Source organism: Lysobacter yangpyeongensis (assembly GCF_042655745.1).
Taxonomy (GTDB): Bacteria; Pseudomonadota; Gammaproteobacteria; order Xanthomonadales; family Xanthomonadaceae; genus Agrilutibacter; species Agrilutibacter yangpyeongensis.
In genome coordinates, this window is record NZ_JBHSNM010000001.1 from 611,127 (window position 1) to 631,623 (window position 20,497).

The window sequence follows — 20,497 nt, forward strand, 5'->3', positions numbered from 1 at the left end:
AGAGCGAGGCGCTCCGGGAAACCACGGACCGGCGGTTCGATAGGAGTCGGTCGTGGGCCATGGAACGCCTCGCGGGAGAAAGTTGGAACGGATTACGCGGAGCCAATTGCGTTGGAGTTGAAGCGGAGCGGTGGTGCAATGAAGTCGTGAAGCGTTGAAACCTTGAAGCCTTGAAACCTTGAAGCCTTGAAGCGTGTTGCAGTAGTGCCGTGGTGCCCGGACAGCGGGACGCGGCCGGAGCCGCGTCCCGCGTCGTTCATCAGCGCAGGAGGCTCAGCACGCCCTGCGGCGCCTGGTTGGCCTGGGCCAGCATCGCGGTACCGGCCTGGGTCAGGATCTGCGTGCGGGTCAGTTCCGCCGTTTCCTTCGCGAAGTCGGTGTCGCGGATGCGGCTGCGCGACGCGGTCAGGTTTTCGGCGGTCGTGTTGAGGTTCGCGATCACCGAGGTGAAGCGGTTCTGCACGGCACCCAGGTCGGCGCGGGCGCTGTTGACCGAGTTCAGGGCGGCGTCCATCGCGAGGATCGCGTTGTCGGCGCCTTCGGCGGTCGAGATGTCCAGCGAGGCGAAGCCGGTCTGCGCGGCAGCGGCGGCACCGTTGTCGACGGTGTTGGTACCCGTGGCGAAGTCCGCGCCGCCGAAGCCGTTCGCGCCGGCATCGTTGGCGACCACGATGTCGATCGCGCTGCCGTCGGTCTTGGTGAACTTCAGGTCGCCGCCGGCGGCCGTGCCGCTGACGGTGACGCCGGCGGTGGCCAGGTTGGCCTGCACGGTGGAGTCGGCGAGCTGCGCGTCGATGTCGGCGGCCGTGACGGATTCGCCGTCGGCATCGCCCGTCACCGAGATGATCGAGACGCCGTCGACTTCGAGGCTGTACTCCTCGGTATCGGCCAGGTCGACCTGCGTGAAGGTGCCGGCGGCGCCGGAAGCATTGGACTGCGCGACCGAGTTCCAGGTACCCAGCGCGGCGATGTTGGCATCGGCGATGGCGTCGACGGTGATCGTCTGGCCCTGGTTCGCACCGACCTGGAAGGCCTGCGCGGTGAACGAGCCGTCCAGCAGCTTGGTGCCGTTGAACGTGGTCTGGTTGGCAACGCGGTCGATTTCCGACTTCAGCTGCGACACTTCCTTCTGCAGGGCGGCGCGGTCGTCGGCCGAGTTGGTGGCGTTGCGCGACTGCACGGCCAGTTCGCGGATGCGCTGCAGGTTGTTGCCGATTTCGCCCAGCGCGCCTTCGGCGGTCTGCGCCAGCGAGATGCCGTCGTTCGCGTTGCGCGCGGCCTGGTTCATGCCGCGGATCTGGGTGGAGAAGCGCTCGGAAATGGCGAGGCCGGCCGCGTCGTCCTTCGCGCTGTTGATGCGCAGGCCCGACGACAGGCGCTGGATGGTGGTGGCGAGGCTGGCGCTGTTGGTCGCGAGGTTGCGCTGCGAGTTCAGCGACATCACGTTGGTGTTGATGATGGACATCTGTTTGTCTCCGGTTACGGTGCCGACGGAACGTCGATTGGGTGGTGGTCTGGCAGGGGCTTGCCGTTTCCACCGGCCCTGTCCTCTGCTGGATTAGGTAACGGCACCGTCCGGGGGGTCTTTAGCGGGGAATTTGCTGAATTTGTGATGGGGGTTGGGGATTTGGAGGCGGGAACGGGGAACGGGGAACAGGGAAGCAAGCGAACTGCAGCGCTTTGCCTTTGCTTCCCCGTTCCCCGTTCCCGCCCTTCGTCACAACTGATCAAACAACGACAACCCCTGAACCCGCAGCAGCGACTTCTGCGCGGCTTCCAGTGCGGTCATTTCCAGGGAAAGGCGGCTCACCGCTTCGGCGAGGTCGATGTCGCGCAACTCCGAGAGCGTGCCGGCCAGCGTGACTTCCTCGCTGCTGCGGCGTTCGGCGGTGCGATCCAATTCCTGCAGGCGCATGCCGGTACCCGAGCGGACCGTGAGCATGTGGTCCTGCGCGGTGGCGATATCGCCGATGGCCGAGGCCATCGCGTTCGCGCGTCGCGCTGCATCCGCGCTGGTGCCGGAAGGCGCTTCCAGCGCATCGGCAAGCATGTCGAGCGTGGCGAAGACATCGCGCGTGGGCGCGCGTTCGATCGAGAACGTGTCGCCGGCCGCGGGCACGCCGCTGATGCGGAACTGCACGCCGAGTCCGGCCGCGGGATCGGGAATCGCCTGGCCCGAAGACCACGTGCCGGTGACCGGCGGAGAGAGCGCGGGGCCGCTGGCATCGACGACTTCGTAATCGGTCGCGGACGTGAAGCGCACGGACAACGCGCGGCCATTCCACGCGGCGGGATCGCCGACGCTGGCTTCCTCCAGCACGCCCGAACCGGCATTCGCGCCCCCGGCGCTCGCACGCGAATAACCATCGCCCGTGCGCACGCGCAGGAACACCGCGCTGCCCGGATCGGTGTCGGCGACCGCGATTTCGGGTGCGATGTCGACGTTGTTCTGGCCGTCGTCGCCGAGATAGCTGACGCTGCCCGCGTTGTCGACGAAGGGCACCACGCCATCGCGCGTGCCGGCGAACAGACGACGGCCGTTGCCGTCGTCGCGGTTGGCGACGGAGATCAGTCCGGCGCGCAGCTGGCGGATCTCGGCGGCGATCGCCTTGCGGTCGTTGTCCGACAGCGGCGCGTTGTTGCCCTGGATCGCGAGTTCGCGCGCGCGCGACAGCATGTCGCCGGCGTCCGCGAGCGCTTCTTCCTGCAGGCGCAGGCGGTTGTCGACCTGTTCGGCGCCGCGCCTGTATTCGCCCAGCATCGCCAGCACGTGATCGAGCCGTTGCGCGCTCGACGCGGCGACGGGATCTTCCTTGGCCTGGCTGAAGCGCTTGCCGGTGGTGATCTGCTGCTGAGTGCGCGCGATTTCGCTCTGGTGGCGAAGCAGCGCGGCAAGCCCTTGTGCGTGGAGGCCGGCGGTGGAAATGCGCAGGGTCATCGGCGGATGGCTCCCAGGAGGGACTGGAACACGTTGTCGGCGGTGGCGATCACCTGCGCCGCGGCCTGGTAGGCCTGCTGGAAACGCAGCATGTCGGCGGCTTCCTCGTCGAGGTTCACGCCGGACACGGATTCGCGTTCGGCTTCGACCTGGGCGTGGATGGCCTGCTGCGCTTCCAGCGTGAGGTCGGCGTGGCGCGCGGCGCTGCCGACGCGCGCGGTGAGCTGGCTCAGGCCGTTGGTGAGGCTGGTGGTGCCGCCGTCGAGCAGGGCTTTCGTATCGAGATTGGCGAACGCGCGCGCATTGCCGTTGTCGGCCGAACGCGGCGGCGTGGGCGAGAGCGCGAAGCTGTCGCCCGCGGCCGGCGTGCCTTCGAGCGCGACCGACCAGCCGCTGCCGGCGATCGGTGTGCCGGCGGTGTAGGCGTAGGGGCCCGCGCCGTCGATCGTGTACTGGTCGTCGTCGATGAATTCGATGCTGGCGCCGGTGAAGCCGGCGAAGGCCGCCGGATCGGTGACCTGCGCCGCACCGACGCTTGCCGTGCCGAGATTGCCGGTGTCGGCCTTGCCCTGCAGCGGCGAAGCGGCCGCGATCGCGGCCGGATCCTGCAGCACGACCTTGAGGCTCGCCGACGCGCCTGCGGTCGGCGACACGGCGAAGCGATCGCCGTTCGCGGGCACGCCGCCCACGACCAGCGCGAGTCCGCCGATGCGCAGCGGATCGGCCGCGGTGCCGGTGCCGGTCAACGCGACGGGCTCGCCGCTGTCGCTGCGCGTCGCCGACCAGGTGCCCGCATCAAAGCGCAGCACCACGTCCTGGCCCGTGAGGGTGCCGACGTCGGCCACGCTCGCGGTGATGCCGGCGCTACCGGCGTTGTCGGCGTGCGCATCGACGCGCGGCGGCGCGATCGAAAAGAAGTCGGTGCCGGGCGCGCCGTTGTAGTCCACGCCGGCGCGCTGCGCTTCGTTGAAGGCGAGGGCGAAGGCCGTCGCACTGCGGCCGAGTTCGGCGCGTGCGGGATCGAGCACGCGTTCGCGGAATTCGAGCAGGCCGGCGATCTCGCCGCCGATGGCGTTCGTCGGCAGGCGCATCGGGCCGTTCGCGCCCTGCAAGGCGAGCTGCAGCCGGTCGGGACGGTACGGATCGGGCACGGTGTCCAGCGTCATGGCGCGGCCGCCGAGCACCAGCGCCTGTCCGCCGGTGGTGAAGACGTTGAGCGAACCGTCGTCCTGCGCGACGGTTTCGGCGCCGACGAGCTTGGCCAGCTGGTCGATACGCAGGGCGCGTTCGTCGAGCAGGTCCGGCGACGCGTTGCTGCCGGATGCTGCGATGTCGCGATTGAGGTTGGCGATCTCGCTGGCGAGGCGGTTGGCATCGGCGACCGTCGTGACCAGCTTCTGGTCGGTGTCCTTTTCCACCGTGGCGAGCTGGCTGTCGAGCGATCGCCAGCGCGTGGCCAGTTGCTGGCCCGAGCTGATCAGCTGGGTGCGTGCGACCGGCGAGGTCGGATCGGAAACCACGCCGCGCGCCGCGCCGAAGAACGCCGACCACGGTTGCGACAGGCTGGTGGCATCGCCCGAGAGCAGGCCATCGACGCGCGTCGCGAGCGAGGACACCTGTTCCAGGCGACCCAGTTCGCTGCTGCTGTCGATCTGGCGCGCGAACACCAGGCCGTCGGCGAGCCGGCGCAGGCTGCCGACATCGACGCCCTGGCCGACGTAGGTCGTGCTCGTGCCCTGGCCGGGACGCGCCGAGAATTCGACGCGCTGGCGGCTGTAACCCGGCGTGGCGGCGTTGGCGACGTTGTGACCGACGGTGCCCAATGCGCGCTGGAAAGCGAGCAGGGCAGAGGTGCCGGTCGAGAGAATTCCGCTCATGGCTTAGCCCCGTGGCGTGGTGGCGACATCGGCGCTGGCGACGAAGCGCCGGTCCGCACCGGTGTCCTGCGCCGGCAGCATCGCCAGGGCGCGGTTGAGCGTGGCGCCATGCGCGATCGCCGAAATCTTCTTCGCGTAGGCCGGATCGGTGGCGTAGCCGGCGTGCTGCAGGGCGCTGGCGAAACGGTGCACGTCCTCGCCCGAGCCGCGCGCGGCGGCATAGCGGCCGTTGCCGAGCAGTCGCGCGTAGTCGGCGAAGCTTTCGGCGACCGAGCCATAGGCGCGGAAGTCGGCGCGTTCGCTGCGACGCACGCCATCGACGAATTCGTGCGTGGACGCGCTCATGCGCGATCCGCTCCAGCGACCGCCGGCCTTGATGCCGAACAGGTTGTGCGAGGTCTCGCCGTTCTTCTGCACGAGACGGCGGCCCCAGCCGGTTTCGAGCGCCGCCTGCGCGACCAGGGCGCGCGCGGGCACGCCCAGTTCCGACGCGGTCTTCTGCGCGATCGGCCAGATCGAACGGACGAAGGCTTCGGGGCTGCTGCAATCCAGCCGTTCCGATGCCTCGCATGCGGCGGGCGCCTGCGGCTGCGTGGCGTTCAGCGCCGGCAGATCGAGCGCCTGCATCGACACGCCATTGCGTGCCGGTGCCAGCGGCAACATGCCGTTCATGGCCGGCAGCGACATCGGCCCGGTCGGCACGGACAGCGGCAGCGGCGCGGAAGGACTTCCGGCCGGCAGGCCCTGCGGAAAGGGCGATGTTGCCTGCGGCGCCTCGGGCTGGCTGCGTTCCAGCTGGCGCATGATCATCGGCGCCAGGCCGAGCCCGCGGCCCTTGCTCAGTTCCTTCGCGAGCTGCTGGTCGTACATCTCGCGGTAGGTGGTGTCGTTGCCCAGCATCGGATCGCCCATCGACGCACTGCGCATCGACTTGATGAGCATGTGGGCGAACTGCGTCTCCAGCTGGCGCGCGGCTTCCTCGATGCGCGCATGCGAAGAGCCCGACGAAGCGGGCTCCAGGGCGATGCCGGTGGCGGAAGTCAGGCGCATGTCAGGGGCGCTGCAAGCGGCGTGCCTGGTATCGAAGGGCGGGAACAGGGAAAAGGGAACAGCGAGGCAGGGAGCCACGCTCGTGAAGGCGTGGGCGTAGCGGATCGACTCGCGTCACCGCGCGCCGCGTTGATTTCCTGTTCCCGGTTCCCGCTCTTCATTCCCGCCCTTGCTCCACCTCAGATCACCTCGAGTTCCGCCCGCAGCGCGCCGGCGCGCTTGAGCGCCTCCAGGATCGCGACGATGTCGCCCGGGGCCGCACCCACCGCATTCACGGCGCGCACGATGGATTCCAGCGAGGTGCCGCCGGCGAACATGAGCATGTGCCCCCCGTCCTGCTGCACCTCGACGTTCGATTGCGGCGTCGCGACCGTGTTGCCGCGACCGAAGGCGTCGGGCTGGCTGACGTTGATGCTTTCGGTGATCGAGACCGTGAGCGAGCCGTGCGACACCGCGGCGGGCAGCACGGTCACCTGGCCGCCCATGACGACGGTGCCGGTGCGCGCGCTCACGATCACCTTCGCGGCCGCGGCGCCCGGCGCGATGTCCAGCGATTCGAGTTGGGCCAGGAAGGCGATGCGGTCGCCGGCGGGCGGCGTCACTTCGATGGTCACGCCGTCCAGCGCGTGCGCACGGCCGGGGCCGAAGGCCGCGTCGACGGCTTCGACGATGCGCGCGGCGGTGGTGAAGTCCGCATCGTTGAGGTTCAGCGTCACCACGCTGCTGCCCTGCGCCGCGTTGGGCACGGCGCGTTCGACGATCGCACCATTGGGAATGCTGCCGCCGTTGGGCGCGTTCACGGAAATCTTCGAGCCGTCGCGGCCCGCCGCGCCGAAACCACTGACGATCAGCGTGCCCTGCGCGATCGCGTAGATCTGGCCGTCGGCACCGCGCAGCGGCGCCATCACCAACGTGCCGCCGCGCAGCGAGCCGGCGTTGCCGATCGAGGAGACGGTGACGTCGATGGTCTGGCCAGGCTTCGCGAAAGCGGGCAGTTCGGCCTGGATGGCGACGGCGGCGACATTCTTGAGCTGCGGATTCACGCCCGGCGGAATCGTCACGCCGAGCTGGTCGAGCATCGTCTTCAGGCTCTGCACGGTGAAAGGCGTCTGGCTGGTGCGATCGCCGCTGCCGTCCAGACCGACGACGAGGCCGTAACCCACCAGCGGATTGCCGCGCACGCCGGCGACCTGGGCGAGGTCCTTGATGCGCTCGGCGTGGGCCGGCGCGATGACCGACACCAGCAGCAACGCCGCCAGCGCGAGGCGTCCTGCCATGCTCGTGCGTGCAGCCGGATCCGTTGGTCCTGAGCGCAGGGCGCAAGGCCGTCGTCGAAGGTCAGCCCCATCGTGGCGGCCCCCGGATGCCTTCGACGACGGCATTGCGCGCCTGCGCTCAGGACCAACGGATCCATGCTCGTTTTTAATAAATTCAAAAGCTTGCGTCACGTACTTCATGTTGTTGCCTCAGTACGGGAACGCCGCGGAGTTGAAGAAGCGTCCGAGCCAGCCCATCGCGTTGGAACGCGCGAGCGTGCCCCGGCCGCCATAGACGATCCGCGCGTCGCCGACACGATCGGAGGAAATCCGGTTGTCAGGACCGATATCGGCCGTGCGGACGATTCCTTGAATCTGGACGAGCTCGTCGCCCTGGTTCAGGCGCAGGCGCTTTTCGCCGGCCACGCGCAGGTTGCCGTTGCCGAGGTTCTCGACCACGGAGACCGTGATGTTCCCGGCGAGCTGGTTGCTCTGGGCGCTGTCGCCAGCGCCGGAGAAGTCGCGCGAGCCTTCGATCCCGGCCTGCAGCAGTGGCTTGCCGTGGAAGGTGACGTCCTGGCCGAAGACCGTCGGCGCGGCGATGTCGACGCCCGAATCCTTGGTCACCGCGGTCTTGGCGTTGGTCTTGGCGCGCGTGTTCTCGACCAGCACGATCGTCAGCAGGTCGCCGACCTCGCGCGCCTTGTTGTCCTCGAACAGCCGCATGCGCGCATTGCCGCCGCCGTTGCCGGCACCGGCGAAGATCGAACCGCCACCATCGCCCGCCGTCGGCGCGGCAGGCGCGTAGTTCTGCACGGGCATCGGACGGCCTGCGGGCGAACCGGCCTCGGAAGCGAACGGCTTCACATCGCCGACGATGCTGGCGCAACCGGAGAGCGCGAGCAGGGCGGAGGCGGTCAGAACCTGCAGCCCCCGCTGTTGCTTTTGCTCGTCATTCCCGCGAAGGCGGGAATCCAGTGTCTTCGCCTTTCCTCCCATGCAACGAGGAAAGGCCGAAAGTCGCTGGGTTCCCGCCTTCGCGGGAACGACGAGCGAAAGAATGCCGCGGCTCCGCTTCATCACACCACTCACAGGTTGTTGTTGAGGTAACCCAACATCTGATCGGTCGTCGAGATCGCCTTCGCATTCGTCTCGTACGCGCGTTGCGTCTCGATCATCGACACCAGTTCCTCGACCACGTTGACGTTCGAGCCTTCCAGCGCGCCCTGCACCAGCACGCCGACGCCGCCCTGGCCGGGCGCGCCGCTCTGCGCGGGACCGCTCGCGCTGGTTTCGACGAAGAGGTTTTCGCCCTTGGCCTGCAGGCCGGCGGGATTGACGAAGTCCGCCAGGGTCAGCTGGCCGACCTGCACGGATTCGGCCTGTCCGGCGATCTGCACGCTCACCGTGCCGTCGCTGCCGACGGTCACGCTCTGCGTGCCTTCGGGGAACTGCAGGCCCGGCTGCACCGGATAACCGGAATTGGTGACCAGTTCACCCTGCGCATTGAGCTGGAACGTGCCGTCGCGCGTGTAGGCCGTGCTGCCGTCGGGCATCAGCACTTCGAAGAAGCCGCGGCCGTTGATCGCGATATCGAGCGCGTTGCCGGTCTGGGCGAGGTTGCCCTGCGCGAACTGCTTGGACGTCGCCGCCACGCGCACGCCGGTACCGGTCGACAGGCCGGTGGGCAGCTGCGTCTGCTCGGACGAGGCACCGCCGGGCTGGCGCACGGTCTGGTACAGCAGGTCCTCGAAGCTGGCGCGGTCGCGCTTGAATCCGGTGGTGTTGGTGTTGGCGAGGTTGTTGGAGATGACCGCCATGCGCGTCTGCTGCGCGTCGAGGCCGGTCTTGGCGATCCACAGAGCCTGGGTCATGGCGGACTACTCGTAGTGAAGGAGGGCGGAACTCAGCGCGACGACAGCAACGAATTGGCCGATCGCGCGCTCTCGTCAGCACTGTGCAAGACCCGTACCTGCGTCTCGAACTGGCGGGCGAGCTGGATCATCGACACCAGCATCGCGGTGCCGTCGACGTTGCTGTTCTCGAGCACGCCGGTGGTGAGGACGTTGCCGGCCGCGGGCGCCGGAGGCGTCGCACCCGGCGGCGCGCGCATCAGGCCGTTGTCGCCGCGCACCAGGTCGCGCGTGCTGGCGGCAACGACCTGCAGGCGCCCGGTGTTGGCCATCGTCGAGGCGGGTTGCCCCTGCGGCACGATCGACACCGTGCCGTCGCTCCCGATGTGCAGGGCGTCGTTGGGCGGGATCGTCACTGGCGCACCCGCCTGGTCGAGCACGGGCAGGCCGGAAGCGGTGGTGAGCAGGCCGTTCGCATTGATGCGCAGGTCGCCGGCACGCGTGTAGGCGACGCCACCGCTGCGGTCCTGCACGGCGAGCCAGTGTTCCGGCTGCAGGGCGATGTCGAGCGGATTGCCGGTGTCGGTCAGCGAACCGGCCGCCGCACTGACGCCCAGCGTCTGCGACACGGTCGCCACGCGCGACGGCAATCCGGCACCGGCAACGGGCGCGGCCACGGTGCCGTTCAACGTCGCCTGGAAGCCGACCGTGTTCGCGTTCGCCAGGTTGTGCGCCACGGATGCCTGCGAGCGCAGCGTGGCGCTGGCGCCGGTCATGGCGATGTAGAGCGAGCGGTCGGTCATGGGAGGTTCCTGCGTCAGTTCAGCTGCTTTGGCTCGGCGTTCCAGCGATGCGAGACGCTGTTTGCTTTTGTTCGTCGTTCCGCGAAAGCGGGAACCCAGCGACTTTGCTTTTTCACCAGGCCGGTCAATTCAGAACCAAAGTCACTGGATGCCCGCCTGCGCGGGGATGACGAGCGGTTTCATCAACGGATGTTGATCACCGTCTGCGTGATCTGGTCCTGCGTCGAGATCATCTGCGCGTTCGCCTGGAAGTTGCGCTGCGCGGTGATCATGTTCACCAGCTGCTCGGTGAGGTCGACGTTCGACGCTTCCAGCGCGCCGCCCTGGACCAGGCCGAATTCGGACGTGCCCGCCGCACCGCGACGCGCCTGGCCCGATTCGAACGTCTCGGCCCAGCCGTTGTCGCCCAGCGGCTGCAGGCCCTGCGGATTGGTGAACGTCGTCAGCGCGACCTGGCCCAGCGGCGTGGACACGCCGTTGGTGTAGCGCGCGTTGACCACGCCTTCGCTCGACACTTCGATATTGATCAGGCGACCCGTCGCGTAGCCGTCCTGGGTCAGAGATGACACGCCGAAGGCGTTGCCGTACTGCGTGGAGTCGCCCAGTTCCAGCGTGATCGGCATCGCCGCGGCGCCGCCGGTGGGCGTGTAGGCGGGCAGGGCGATGCGGCCGGTGGCCGGCGCGGTGAGTTGGCCGGTCGACGAGTACTGCAGCGTCTGCGGCGTGCCCACGTCGGTGCCGTCGATCTGGGTCTGCACCTGCCACTCGTTGGGATTCGCCGTCTTGATGAAGTACATCGACTGCGTGTGCGGCGCGCCGAGCGAGTCGTAGATCGTCAGCGAGGTGGTGTGGTTGTACGTGGTCGGATCGTTGGCATCGAACGGCGTGATCGTCGGCGGCACGGCATTGCCGGGCAGGTTGGTGCCGACTTCCACCGAGGTCGTCGCCTGCGGCGGCGAATCGCCGGTGGCCAGGCGCAGGTCGCTCATGCGGCCGGTATCGAAGCCGTTGCCGCCGGCATTGGGCAGGAACACCTGCAGGCGCTGGCCCGCCGGATTCACCACGTAGCCGTCGCGATCGGTGCCGAAGTTGCCGGCGCGCGAATACACCATCGAGCCGTTGGCCGAGAGCGTGAAGAAGCCCTGGCCGGACAGCGCCATGTCGAGCGCGCGCCCGGTGAAGTCGACGTTGCCCTGCGCGAACTGCTGCGCGACCTTTTCCAGGCGCACGCCCGCGCCGATCGCATTGCGCGACAGGCCCGAGGCGGAGACCGGGAACACGTCGGCGAACTCCGCGCGCGATTGCTTGAAGCCGGTGGTGTTGGCGTTGGCGATGTTGTGCGAGGTGACGTTGAGGTCGGCCGAGGCCGCGTTCATGCCGCTGAGCGAGATGCGGAAACTCATGGTGACTCCTGGTGATGGCTTCGGCGGTCAGCCGATGCGGCGAATGGCCGACAGCGGATGGCTGCCGAGGCCTTCGAGATTGAGGACGAGCCCGCTGGGCTCGATGGAAACGCTGTCGATCCGTGCGGCGACACCGACCGCGAGCGCTTCGGCGTCGTCGCCGGTGCCCGAAGTGGCGCGGACGGTGTAGCGACCGGCGGCCACCGCCTTGCCGCTGTCGTCCTTGCCGTCCCACTGGAACGGCGTGCCGCCGGCGGCGTTGGCCTGCACGGTCATCGTGCGCACGCGCGTGCCGGCGGCGTCGACGATTTCGAGGGTGATCGGGCCGGCGCCGGTCGCTGCGATTTCACCGTTGACGGCGGCACCGGCCTGCACGTCGAGCGTGTCGGTCTCGACCAGCGCATCGCGGCCGACGAGTGCGGCGGCGCGCAGGGTCTGGTCCGATTCCATGACGCTCGCCACCGCCTGCATCGCGTTCTGCATCTTGTCGATGCCCTGCACGGTGGAGAACTGCGCGAGCTGGCCGAGGAACTGCGCGTTGTCGAGCGGCTTGAGCGGATCCTGGTTCTTCAGCTGCTCGGTCATCAGGCGCAGGAAATCGGCCTGGCCGAGCGAGGTGCTGCGCGCGTTCTGCTGCACGGACAGGCCCAGCGAAGCGAGGCTGTCCGCGTTGTTGTTCGTGCCGACCGTGGTCATGTCGAAGGTTCCTTGTCAGGGCCGCGATCAGCGGCCCATGTTCAGCGTGGCCAGCGCGAGTTCCTTCGCGCTGTTGAAGACTTCGACGTTGGCCTGGTAGCTGCGCGAAGCGGAGATGAGGTCGACCATCTGCGCGACCGGATCGACGTCGGGCGCGTACACGTAGCCCTGCGCATCGGCGAGCGGATGGCCGGGCTCGTAGCGCTTGAGTGGCGCGGCATTGCTTTCGGTCACCTGCGTGACCTGCACGCCGGCGAGCGCGGGGTTGTTCGCGACCGGCTCGGCCGAGAACACCGGCTGCTTCGCGCGGAAGACGGTGTTGGGATCGCCGGATACCGAATCGGCATTGGCGAGGTTCGATGCGACGGTGCTCAGGCGCACCGACTGCGCATTCATCGCCGAACCGGCGACATCGAAGATCGGCAGGTTGCTCATCGCATCGCTCCTTACTGACCGGTGATCGCGGTCAGCATCGAGCGGACCTTGGATTCGATGAAGGACAGCGAGGCGCGGTACTCGACCACGGCCTGCGCGTAGGCGGCGTTCTCGCGATCGCCGTCGACGGTGTTGCCGTCGAGGCTGGGCTGGCTCGCGGGCCGCAGGTAGCGCGCGGCGGCGGCCGCCTGCTGGATCGCATCGCCGCCGGCGGCGGTGGTGGCACCCGCGCCGGGTTGCAGCGCGCTGTTCAGCGCCGCGGTGAAGTCGAGGTCCTGCGCCTGGTAGTGGGGCGTGTCGGCGTTGGCGATGTTGGCGGCGAGCAACTGCAGGCGCTGCTCGCGCAGCGCGAGCGCGGTGCCGTGGATGCCAAGGAAGTCGGACATTGGGCCCCTCCGGGAGCGGATTTCCGTCCCGTCGAGGCAAGCGGCGTGCCAGAGAATCGCGATGCGGCCTGGGAGGGGTCTTGACCCGTCATCGGGCACATCCTTTCAAACGGAGGCGGGAATGCCGCCTCATTGACGGCGGGCCGAGAACCGCCCTACAGCGACCCGATACGCGCCGCGATGCGGTCGGCGAGGTCCTTTTCCGAGTACTTGGGCACGAAATCGTCGGCGCCGACGCGCTCGACCATCGCCTGGTTGAACACGCCCGACAGCGAGGTGTGCAGCAGCACGAACAGGCCCCGCAGCGCCGGGTCGTGACGGATTTCCGTCGTCAGGGTGTAGCCGTCCATCGCCGGCATCTCGATGTCCGAGATGACCATGGCGTAGCGCTCGTGCGGGAGCTGCCCGGACTGCGCCAGCTGCTGCAGGTGCTCCAGCGCCTGGCGGCCGTCGGACAGCAGCGTGGCTTCGAGCCCCAGCTGGTGCAGCACGGCGCGGATCTGGTTGCGCGCGACGCGCGAATCGTCGACCACCAGCACTTCGCGGGGACCGGCCGTGGCCGGCAGGGCGCGGATCTGGCCGGCATCGCTGCCGCGCGGCGCGGATTCGGCCAGCACGCTTTCCACGTCGATCAGCTGGATCAGTTCGCCCTGGTGGCGCGTCACGCCGGTGAGGTAATGGCAGGCGCCGCCGAGCTCGGGTGGCGGCTGGATCTGTTCGACCGCGATGTTGACGATGCGGTCCACGCCGCCGACCAGGAAGCCCTGCACGGAGCGGTTGAACTCGGTGACGACCAGATACCTGGGATCGAACGCCGCATCGCCGGCCTGGCCGATCGCGCGCGCCAGGTCCAGCACCGGCACGCTGCGGCCGCGCACGTCGGCCGCGCCGGCGAAGGCGGGCGGCAGCGAGGGCAGGGTGAACAGCGCCGGACGCGGCAGCACTTCCTGCACCTTGAACACGTTCACGCCAAAAAGCTGACGCGAGGCGAGCCGGAACAACAGCAGCGCCAGCCGGTTGTGGCCGGCGAGGCGGGTTCGTTGGTCGATGCGGTCCAGCAGGTCCTGACTCATGGGCGGTTTGACGGCCGCCGCGACGGATTCTTGAGCGCCGCCGCAGGCACGTCGCTTGCACGCTGTCGGGCATGCCGAAGCTCCTGCCTCCCCGGGTGTCGTTGCCTCTTGCGTTGATCGCGTGGTCGACGGGTGCGATTGCGGGCGCATTTCACCCCACGGAAGACATCCGCATTGCAGCGGCGACGGCCGTCGGCGCCCCTGCCGACGCGCAGATCACCCTCGACCCCGCGCTGCGACTGGTGCAATGCACGCAACCGCTGCAGGCGGTGGCGTCGGGCCCGCGCACGGCGCTGGTGCGTTGCCCCGACGCGCCGGGCTGGCGCGTGTACGTGCCGGTACGGGCGCATCGCGAGGCCGATGTCGTCGTGCTCGCGGCGCCGGCCGCGCCGGGCATGCCGATCACGGCGCAGCAGCTGGTCGTCCAGCGCCGCGAGGTCTCGACGCTCGGCGATGCGGCCTTCGCCGATCCGGCCGCGCTGGTCGGCCGCACACCGCGTCGCGCGCTCGCTGCCGGCATCGTGCCGACGGAATCCGACTTCACCTCGGCCACGACCCTGCGCCGCGGCGATCCGGTCACCCTCGTGGCCCGGACCGGCGGCGTCGAGGTGCGCATGCAGGGGCGGGCCCTGGGCCCTGCCCAGGCCGGGGGCGTGGTCACGGTCGAAAACGTTTCGTCACGCCGCATACTGCGCGGCCGGATAGCCGGGGAGGGGGAAGTGGAAATTCTCCTCTGATGCGGCCCGCCGAGGCCCCAGTTTCCCGGGGGACCGGACCCGCGGCCCGGCCCCTTCGTCCGGGCCGGTACCGCAGCCCTCAAGTTCCCTCCCGGGACGCCGTTACCGTGTTCGACCGAGCAATCAGGAACGTGTCATGACCCACAAGATCGAAGGAGCGTCGCCCGCCGTCCGCCCGGCAGAGACCGTCGCCACGTCGGCCGCCCAGCGTGCGGGTGCCGAACGCGCACAGTCGGTGTCCGCCACCGGCGCGAGCGAAAGCGTGCGCCTGACCGGCGAAGCCGAAAGCCTGCAGGCCCTGGAACGCCAGCTGGGTTCCGCGCCCGCCGGCATCGACATGGCGCGCGTCAACGCGCTGCGCAGCGCGATCGCCGACGGCACCTACCGTGTCGATGCCGAGCAGATCGCCACCCGCATGCTCGATTTCGACCGCGCGTTGACGAAGTAAAGCCCGCCGATGCCATCCGCCGAGGCCGCCATGCCCGCCGTGCATCCGCTCGAAGCGCTGGAACGGGCGCTCAATGCGGAACGTCGCGCACTCCTCGAGCACGACGCGGATGCGCTGTTGAGTTCCACGGCCGCCAAGCTGGCGGCCCTGCGCGAGGCCGAAAGCCTGCCGTCCCGCGCGGTCGACGAAGCGCGCCTGTTGGCGCTGCGCGACTTCAACCAGGCCAACGGCATCCTGCTCGCGCGGCGTCGCCGCGAAGTGGGCTGGGCGTTGCGCCATCTCGGCCGCGTGGAATCCACCGGCGTGTACGATGCCACCGGGCAATCCGGCGCCAGTCCGACGGCGCGCTGCCTCGGGGTGGGATGAGCGAACTCGAATCGAATCCTCCGTCGACCGATCGCGGCGACGACATCCGCTGGGCCATCGACATGGTCGACACGGCCGCGATGCTGCTCGACGTGCACGGGCGGATCCTCCATGCGAACCCGTCGGCCTGGATGCTGGCCGCACGACTGCACCAGGACGCCGGCCCCGAATTCCTGCTCGGCCTGGTGACCGAGCGCGACTGGACGGAAGCGAGAGCGAAAGGCCGCTGGAGCGGCGAAGTCACGATCGACGACACCATTCTCGGCGTCCGCCTCTACACGGGCATGCAGGGCAGCGCGGCACGCAGCCTGCTGACCGTCGGCGAAGCGGGCGCCGGCGCCGGCGAGGATGCCGATGCGCGGCAGATGCAGCGTGACCAGCTGGAGCGCACCTACCAGCGGCTCATCGGCACCCAGGAGCAACTGCTGCAGTCGGAGAAGATGGCCTCGATCGGCCAGCTCGCCGCCGGCGTCGCCCACGAGATCAACAATCCCATCGGCTACGTGCACTCCAACCTGGGCACGCTGCAGGATTACGTCGGCGCGCTGCTCGCGCTGGTGGAGTGCTACGAATCCGTCCTCCACTCGAGCGATCCGGTCGCACGCCGCCACGAAGTGCAGGCCAAGCGCGACCGCCTCGACATCGACTTCATCAGCGGCGACCTGCCCAAGCTGCTGGAGGAATCGCGCGAAGGCATCGAGCGCGTCACCAAGATCGTGCAGGACCTCAAGGACTTCTCGCGAAGCAGCAGCAGCGAGCCGATGCGGCCGGCCGACCTCATCAAGGGCCTGGAATCGACGATCAACATCGTCTGGAACGAGCTCAAGTACAAGGTGCATCTGGAGAAGCACTACGGCCGCATGCCGCTGGTCGAGTGCCATGTGTCCGAGATCAACCAGGTGCTGATGACGCTGCTCATCAACGCAGGGCAGGCGATCGAGAACCGGGGCAGCATCGTCATCACCACCGGCGTGGAAAGCGGCGAGGCGTGGATCAGCATCGCCGACACCGGCAGCGGCATCGCGCCGGACGTGCTGCCGCGCATCTTCGAGCCGTTCTTCACCACCAAGCCGATCGGTCGCGGCACCGGCCTGGGCCTCGCAGTCGCCTACAACATCATCGCCAAGCACCACGGCCGTATCGAGGTCAGCAGCACGCTCGGCACCGGCAGCGTGTTCCGCGTGGTGCTGCCGGTGAAGCAGCCGGCGTCCGCGGAAGGATCGACCTCGGAAGTCGCGCCGCCGGCATGACGCGCCGGCGCCGGCCGCGATCGGTCGTCGCCTCAGAAGGATTCTTCGTACGTGCTGGTGCGCTCGTGCGCGCGGAACGCATCGCGGATGTGCTCGCGCAGCTCGTCGTCGTTCCAGGGCTTGGTCAGGAAACGGTAGATCGCGCCGCGATTGATCGCATCGGTGATCATCGCCAGGTCGGTGTAACCCGACAGCACCATGCGCATGGTGTCCGGATACAGGTCGCGGACCCGCTCGAGGAACTCGGTGCCGTTCATGTCCGGCATGCGCTGGTCGGACACGATCACCTGTACGGTGTTGCTGGCGAGCAGGTCGAAGGCTTCGCGAACGCTGGCGGCGGTCAGCAGGCGGTAACCGTCGCGGCGGAACAGGCGCACGAGCGAGTTGAGCACGTTGGTCTCGTCGTCGAGCAGCAGCAGCGTGCGCTCCGGCCGCGTCGTCGCGAAGGCTTCCGGCAACAGGAAGCGGCGGCGGATCAGGTCGCCGATGTCCTCGGCGGGGCGGGGCGGGCTGAACAGGTGCCCGAGGAAGAAATCGCAGTGGTTGCGGCGCAGGAAATTGAGCTCGGCTTCGGTCTCCACGCCCTTGGCGGTGACCTTCATGCCGAGGCGATGGCCCAGCGCGATGATGCCGCGCACGATCGCGGCGGCGCGCGGATCGCTGGCGACATTGTGGATCAGGCTGCGATCGATCTTCAGGCGATCGAGCGGATACTGCGCGAGCGCGGCCAGACCGAGTCCGCCCATGCCGAAATCCCGCACGGTCAAGGTGGCGCCCAATGCGCGCAATCCCGCCAGCGTGTCAGCGACGTTGCGCGCATCGAGCGCGAGTACGCTTTCGGAAATCTCGAATTCGACCGCCTGCGCCGGAATCTGGAACTTGTGCAGCATCTGCCCGATGAGGTCCACGCAGTCGGGCCGCAGCAGCATCGGATTGGCCAGGTGCACGGCGATGTTGAGGTAGTCCATGCCCTCGTCGCGCCACTTCGCCAGCTGCGCCAGGGCACGGTTGACCACCCAGTAATCCACGCGCGCCGACAGGCCGCTGCGCTCGATCAGGTCGAGGAAACTGCTGGGACGCAACATCCCGTGCATCGGCGTCTGCCAGCGCAGCAGCACGCTCACCGCGTCGATGCTGCCGTCCTGTGCATTCGCGGTCGGCTGATAGAACAGCGTGAATTCGTTGTTCGCCATCGCATCGACCACCGTGCGCGACACGGTTTCGGGCGTCTGCGCCGGCGCGTCGGGCAGGGACGACATGCCCACGCCGTTGCGGCCTTCGCGCTTGGCCAGGCGCACGGCCTGTTCGGCCTGGGCGAGCAGGCCGGCTGCGTCCTGCGCATCCTCCGGATACACGGCGATCCCGATCGCCAGGTTCACGCGCAGCACATACGGAGGAATCGACAGCGGCGCATCGAATGCATCGCGCAGTCGCTCGGCGAGCGCGACGCCATCGGGCTCCTCGTGGCGGTAGCCGATGCCAGCGAGGAATTCGTCGCTGCCCAGGCGCCACAGCCAGCCCCCGGCCGGCATCGCCTTGCTCAGGCGATGGGCAATGGTGGCGAGCACCTGGTCGCCCATCATCGGGCCCATGCTTTCGTTGATCGCGCCGAATCGGTCGATGTCGATGTGCAGCAGCGCGACCTTGCGCCCGGTCGCGCCGGCGGCGGCCAGGCCGGCCGGCAGGCTCGGGCCACCGGCACCCAGCCGGTACAGCGAAGTCACCGGATCGACGGGAATGCCGCTGTGCGGGTCGTAGTACGTACTCATCGCTCCACAGGGTAACGGCTTGGAAGCAGGGCGGTAGTGCCCGCGTCGCTGAACGGCCGCGGCCCGAACGTCTGCACCTCAATATTGCCGTTCGAAATCGACAACGCCGGTGATCGCCTGTCCGCTTTCGAGCTGCCGGATCTTTGCGGCCACCTGTTCGGCCGCCATGCGATGATCGGTCAGCGCCGCAACGTGCGGCGTGATCCGGACGCGGGGATGACGCCAGTACGGGTGATCTTCGGGCAGGGGCTCGCGGGCGAAGACGTCGAGATGCGCCTCGTCGATGTGTCCGGAATCGAGCAGCGCCAGCAGCGCGTCGTCATCGAGTACCTCGCCGCGGGACAGATTCGCGATGCTGGCGCCGTGCGGCAGCTTCTGCAGTTGCGCGTGGCCGACGAGACCGCGGGTCGCGTCCGTCAGCGGCAGGAACATCAGGATCAGGTCGCTGTTGGCGAGCACGTGATCGAGCCCGTCGTCGCCCTGACAGGAAAGGATTCCGTCCAGCCGCTTCGGCGTGCGGCTCCACACGCTCACGGAGAAGCCGAAATCGGCGAGGGCACGCGCCACCTGGCCACCGAGAGCACCGGCGCCGAGCACGCCGATCCGCAGCTTGCTTCGGGTGCGCGCACCGCGCGGCTGCCACGTCCCGGCATTCTGGTCACGCTCGTACGCCGCGAAGCGACGCAGCTGTCGCAGCGCCACGTACAGCGCGTACTCGATCATCTGCTCGCGCATCCCGCCGTCTTCCATGCGCACCAGCGGCACCTGCCTGGGCAGCGAAGGCATGTCCAGCAATCCGTTCACGCCGGCACCGAGCGAGAAGATGGCTTTCAGGCCCGTCTGGGCCTCGAACAGCGCCGCGGGCGGCTTCCACACCACCGCGTAATCGCAGGGCGGTGCGTCCGCTCCGACATGGACCGCGGCATCCGGCAGGCACGATGCGAGCGCATCGCGCCATTCCGCCTGCTCCTTGGCCGTGCAGACCACGATGCGTAAATGGCCGTTCCTGTTGTTGCGCGAGGTTTGCGACATGTTCGCGAGGCTATGCGATTTACCCGTTGCGTGCAGCGAGGACGTGTGCCTGGATGCAGTGGCATGCCGAAACCGGCGGGCGCGAGAGCAGGGCGCTAGCGCGGTTTACGTCCGCGCACCGAAATCATCGGCGGCTGGGAGAGATCCAGCCGCCCCCCCCGGACATTTTCCAGATGCTTCTCGACTTCATCCGATGTCACGATGCCTCGGTCCTCAAGATCCTTTCGAAGCATCCGCACCGTGGCGATTTCCAGCGGCACGCATTGCGGGTGGCGGATCGGGAAGTAGGCCTCGGCAGTCACATCCTCCAGTCCGGCCTCATGAAACATCCGCGGCAGCTTCCGTCCGAAGGACAGATCGGCACCGCGCCCCGACAGCAAGGTCCTGAAGCCCGCGCGGACGCGGTTGGCCAATTCCTGCTCGGGACCATGGACGTCGATGCAGCTCAACGGCTGCAGCGCCGGATCGGCATCTTCGACGACCAGCCAGCCGCCGGGCTTCAGCACGGACGCCATGTTGCGGAACGCGAGTTCGCGCCGGGCGACGTGCACCAGGACCAGCCGCGCGTGCACCAGGTCGAACGACGTCGCGGGCGGCGGATCGTCGGCCACATCGTGGATGCGGATCTCGACGTTGCCGCGCGCCGCCGGCTGCGTCCACGACGCGTCGATATCCGTGGCCAGGACATGACCGGTCGATCCCACGCGATCCGCAACGGCCTGGACCAGCGCCGATCCGCCCGCGCCGACTTCCCAGCAACGCCAGCCCTCGGCGATCCCGCAGGCGTCGAACTGGCGAAGACTGACCGGATCGAACAGCGCCGAGAGCGCGGCGAAGCGTTGTCCGGCTTCGAGGTTGCGGTTTTCCAGCAGGTAGGTCGTGTCGGTCGTCATCGGATATCCGCCAGGCCGGAAGGGTATGAGACCGCGTTCCTCAGGGCGGAGCCTTGCCGAGTCTGTGTCGCTTTGATCAGTCTGTGCTCTTGCAATAAAATTGCTTTAAACACAGTTACTTAATAGAATATATTTAAGTTATAAATGAATATTTGTGGTCGCTTATCGAAACGAATTGCCACGAACTAATGGCATTCCGCGCCAAATGACTAGAACTTTTCAAGAAGCGGCG

20 protein-coding genes are annotated in these 20,497 nt (G+C 68.3%); 4 read left to right on the forward strand and 16 right to left on the reverse strand.

The window, feature by feature from the left end:
• Positions 1-259 precede the first annotated feature (259 nt).
• The 13 genes from ACFPN1_RS02780 to ACFPN1_RS02840 all read right to left on the reverse strand — a co-directional run bounded on the left by ACFPN1_RS02780 (position 260) and on the right by ACFPN1_RS02840 (position 13,770).
• Positions 260-1,465 carry a flagellin gene (locus ACFPN1_RS02780; RefSeq protein ID WP_386752784.1) on the reverse strand — a complete coding sequence of 402 codons (1,206 nt, stop codon included), beginning with the start codon at positions 1,463-1,465 and terminating at the stop codon, positions 260-262.
• Positions 1,466-1,717: 252 nt separating this feature from the next.
• Complete coding sequence (flgL, locus tag ACFPN1_RS02785; RefSeq protein ID WP_386752786.1) at positions 1,718-2,938, reverse strand: flagellar hook-associated protein FlgL; 1,221 nt, start codon at positions 2,936-2,938, stop codon at positions 1,718-1,720.
• Entirely contained in the window at positions 2,935-4,815 is a 1,881-nt protein-coding gene (gene flgK, locus ACFPN1_RS02790; RefSeq protein ID WP_386752788.1) for a flagellar hook-associated protein FlgK, read from the reverse strand. Before flgK ends, flgL begins: the two co-directional genes overlap by 4 nt.
• Positions 4,816-4,818: 3 nt before the next feature.
• Positions 4,819-5,865, reverse strand: a complete 1,047-nt coding sequence (gene flgJ, locus ACFPN1_RS02795) for a flagellar assembly peptidoglycan hydrolase FlgJ (RefSeq protein WP_386752790.1) — start codon at positions 5,863-5,865, stop codon at positions 4,819-4,821.
• A gap of 179 nt (positions 5,866-6,044) precedes the next feature.
• Positions 6,045-7,142 (reverse strand): flagellar basal body P-ring protein FlgI, encoded by a 1,098-nt coding sequence (locus ACFPN1_RS02800; protein ID WP_386752792.1) that lies wholly within the window; start codon positions 7,140-7,142, stop codon positions 6,045-6,047.
• A gap of 189 nt (positions 7,143-7,331) precedes the next feature.
• Entirely contained in the window at positions 7,332-8,051 is a 720-nt protein-coding gene (gene flgH, locus ACFPN1_RS02805; RefSeq protein ID WP_386754015.1) for a flagellar basal body L-ring protein FlgH, read from the reverse strand.
• 158 nt (positions 8,052-8,209) lie between these two features.
• Positions 8,210-8,995: a flagellar basal-body rod protein FlgG gene (gene flgG / locus ACFPN1_RS02810; protein ID WP_386752794.1), complete on the reverse strand. Its 786-nt coding sequence runs from the start codon at positions 8,993-8,995 to the stop codon at positions 8,210-8,212.
• A gap of 32 nt (positions 8,996-9,027) precedes the next feature.
• Positions 9,028-9,777 (reverse strand): flagellar basal body rod protein FlgF, encoded by a 750-nt coding sequence (locus ACFPN1_RS02815; protein ID WP_386752796.1) that lies wholly within the window; start codon positions 9,775-9,777, stop codon positions 9,028-9,030.
• Between the two features lie 182 nt (positions 9,778-9,959).
• Positions 9,960-11,180, reverse strand: a complete 1,221-nt coding sequence (flgE, locus tag ACFPN1_RS02820) for a flagellar hook protein FlgE (RefSeq protein WP_386752798.1) — start codon at positions 11,178-11,180, stop codon at positions 9,960-9,962.
• 27 nt (positions 11,181-11,207) lie between these two features.
• On the reverse strand, positions 11,208-11,876 hold the full coding sequence (locus ACFPN1_RS02825) for a flagellar hook assembly protein FlgD (protein ID WP_386752800.1): 669 nt from the start codon (positions 11,874-11,876) through the stop codon (positions 11,208-11,210).
• A 27-nt stretch (positions 11,877-11,903) separates the two neighbouring features.
• Positions 11,904-12,311 (reverse strand): flagellar basal body rod protein FlgC, encoded by a 408-nt coding sequence (flgC, locus tag ACFPN1_RS02830; protein ID WP_386752802.1) that lies wholly within the window; start codon positions 12,309-12,311, stop codon positions 11,904-11,906.
• Positions 12,312-12,322: 11 nt separating this feature from the next.
• The gene (flgB, locus tag ACFPN1_RS02835) at positions 12,323-12,697 is read right to left on the reverse strand and encodes a flagellar basal body rod protein FlgB (protein WP_386752804.1); all 375 of its coding nucleotides are present in this window, start codon (positions 12,695-12,697) and stop codon (positions 12,323-12,325) included.
• Positions 12,698-12,852: 155 nt separating this feature from the next.
• A complete protein-coding gene (locus tag ACFPN1_RS02840) occupies positions 12,853-13,770 on the reverse strand; it encodes a chemotaxis protein CheV (RefSeq protein ID WP_386752806.1) in 918 nt (305 codons plus the stop codon).
• 71 nt (positions 13,771-13,841) lie between these two features.
• Between ACFPN1_RS02840 and flgA the strand changes: the two genes are divergently transcribed.
• The 4 genes from flgA (at position 13,842) to ACFPN1_RS02860 (ending at position 16,571) form a co-directional block, all read left to right on the forward strand.
• Entirely contained in the window at positions 13,842-14,507 is a 666-nt protein-coding gene (gene flgA / locus ACFPN1_RS02845; RefSeq protein WP_386752808.1) for a flagellar basal body P-ring formation chaperone FlgA, read from the forward strand.
• Positions 14,508-14,643: 136 nt separating this feature from the next.
• The gene (gene flgM / locus ACFPN1_RS02850) at positions 14,644-14,955 is read left to right on the forward strand and encodes a flagellar biosynthesis anti-sigma factor FlgM (RefSeq protein WP_386752810.1); all 312 of its coding nucleotides are present in this window, start codon (positions 14,644-14,646) and stop codon (positions 14,953-14,955) included.
• Positions 14,956-14,985: 30 nt separating this feature from the next.
• Complete coding sequence (locus ACFPN1_RS02855) at positions 14,986-15,321, forward strand: flagellar protein FlgN (protein ID WP_386752812.1); 336 nt, start codon at positions 14,986-14,988, stop codon at positions 15,319-15,321.
• Entirely contained in the window at positions 15,318-16,571 is a 1,254-nt protein-coding gene (locus tag ACFPN1_RS02860) for an ATP-binding protein (protein ID WP_386752814.1), read from the forward strand. Before ACFPN1_RS02855 ends, ACFPN1_RS02860 begins: the two co-directional genes overlap by 4 nt.
• A gap of 32 nt (positions 16,572-16,603) precedes the next feature.
• Here the strand turns inward: ACFPN1_RS02860 and ACFPN1_RS02865 are convergent, their stop codons facing one another.
• From ACFPN1_RS02865 to ACFPN1_RS02875, 3 genes are all read right to left on the reverse strand, one after another.
• Entirely contained in the window at positions 16,604-18,340 is a 1,737-nt protein-coding gene (locus ACFPN1_RS02865) for an EAL domain-containing protein (protein WP_386752816.1), read from the reverse strand.
• A 78-nt stretch (positions 18,341-18,418) separates the two neighbouring features.
• Entirely contained in the window at positions 18,419-19,219 is an 801-nt protein-coding gene (locus tag ACFPN1_RS02870) for an NAD(P)-dependent oxidoreductase (protein WP_386752818.1), read from the reverse strand.
• A gap of 248 nt (positions 19,220-19,467) precedes the next feature.
• Complete coding sequence (locus ACFPN1_RS02875) at positions 19,468-20,265, reverse strand: methyltransferase domain-containing protein (RefSeq protein WP_386752820.1); 798 nt, start codon at positions 20,263-20,265, stop codon at positions 19,468-19,470.
• Positions 20,266-20,497: the final 232 nt, after the last annotated feature.

Bases quoted from the DNA above. Each gene is read 5' to 3' on its own strand.
- ACFPN1_RS02780 (WP_386752784.1), bottom strand. From the start codon at position 1,465: ATGTCCATCATCAACACCAACGTGATGTCGCTGAACTCGCAGCGCAAC.
- flgL (WP_386752786.1), bottom strand. From the start codon at position 2,938: ATGACCCTGCGCATTTCCACCGCCGGCCTCCACGCACAAGGGCTTGCC.
- flgK (WP_386752788.1), bottom strand. From the start codon at position 4,815: ATGAGCGGAATTCTCTCGACCGGCACCTCTGCCCTGCTCGCTTTCCAG.
- flgJ (WP_386752790.1), bottom strand. From the start codon at position 5,865: ATGCGCCTGACTTCCGCCACCGGCATCGCCCTGGAGCCCGCTTCGTCG.
- ACFPN1_RS02800 (WP_386752792.1), bottom strand. From the start codon at position 7,142: ATGGCAGGACGCCTCGCGCTGGCGGCGTTGCTGCTGGTGTCGGTCATC.
- flgG (WP_386752794.1), bottom strand. From the start codon at position 8,995: ATGACCCAGGCTCTGTGGATCGCCAAGACCGGCCTCGACGCGCAGCAG.
- ACFPN1_RS02815 (WP_386752796.1), bottom strand. From the start codon at position 9,777: ATGACCGACCGCTCGCTCTACATCGCCATGACCGGCGCCAGCGCCACG.
- flgE (WP_386752798.1), bottom strand. From the start codon at position 11,180: ATGAGTTTCCGCATCTCGCTCAGCGGCATGAACGCGGCCTCGGCCGAC.
- ACFPN1_RS02825 (WP_386752800.1), bottom strand. From the start codon at position 11,876: ATGACCACGGTCGGCACGAACAACAACGCGGACAGCCTCGCTTCGCTG.
- flgC (WP_386752802.1), bottom strand. From the start codon at position 12,311: ATGAGCAACCTGCCGATCTTCGATGTCGCCGGTTCGGCGATGAATGCG.
- flgB (WP_386752804.1), bottom strand. From the start codon at position 12,697: ATGTCCGACTTCCTTGGCATCCACGGCACCGCGCTCGCGCTGCGCGAG.
- ACFPN1_RS02840 (WP_386752806.1), bottom strand. From the start codon at position 13,770: ATGAGTCAGGACCTGCTGGACCGCATCGACCAACGAACCCGCCTCGCC.
- flgA (WP_386752808.1), top strand. From the start codon at position 13,842: ATGCCGAAGCTCCTGCCTCCCCGGGTGTCGTTGCCTCTTGCGTTGATC.
- flgM (WP_386752810.1), top strand. From the start codon at position 14,644: ATGACCCACAAGATCGAAGGAGCGTCGCCCGCCGTCCGCCCGGCAGAG.
- ACFPN1_RS02855 (WP_386752812.1), top strand. From the start codon at position 14,986: ATGCCCGCCGTGCATCCGCTCGAAGCGCTGGAACGGGCGCTCAATGCG.
- ACFPN1_RS02860 (WP_386752814.1), top strand. From the start codon at position 15,318: ATGAGCGAACTCGAATCGAATCCTCCGTCGACCGATCGCGGCGACGAC.
- ACFPN1_RS02865 (WP_386752816.1), bottom strand. From the start codon at position 18,340: ATGAGTACGTACTACGACCCGCACAGCGGCATTCCCGTCGATCCGGTG.
- ACFPN1_RS02875 (WP_386752820.1), bottom strand. From the start codon at position 20,265: ATGACGACCGACACGACCTACCTGCTGGAAAACCGCAACCTCGAAGCC.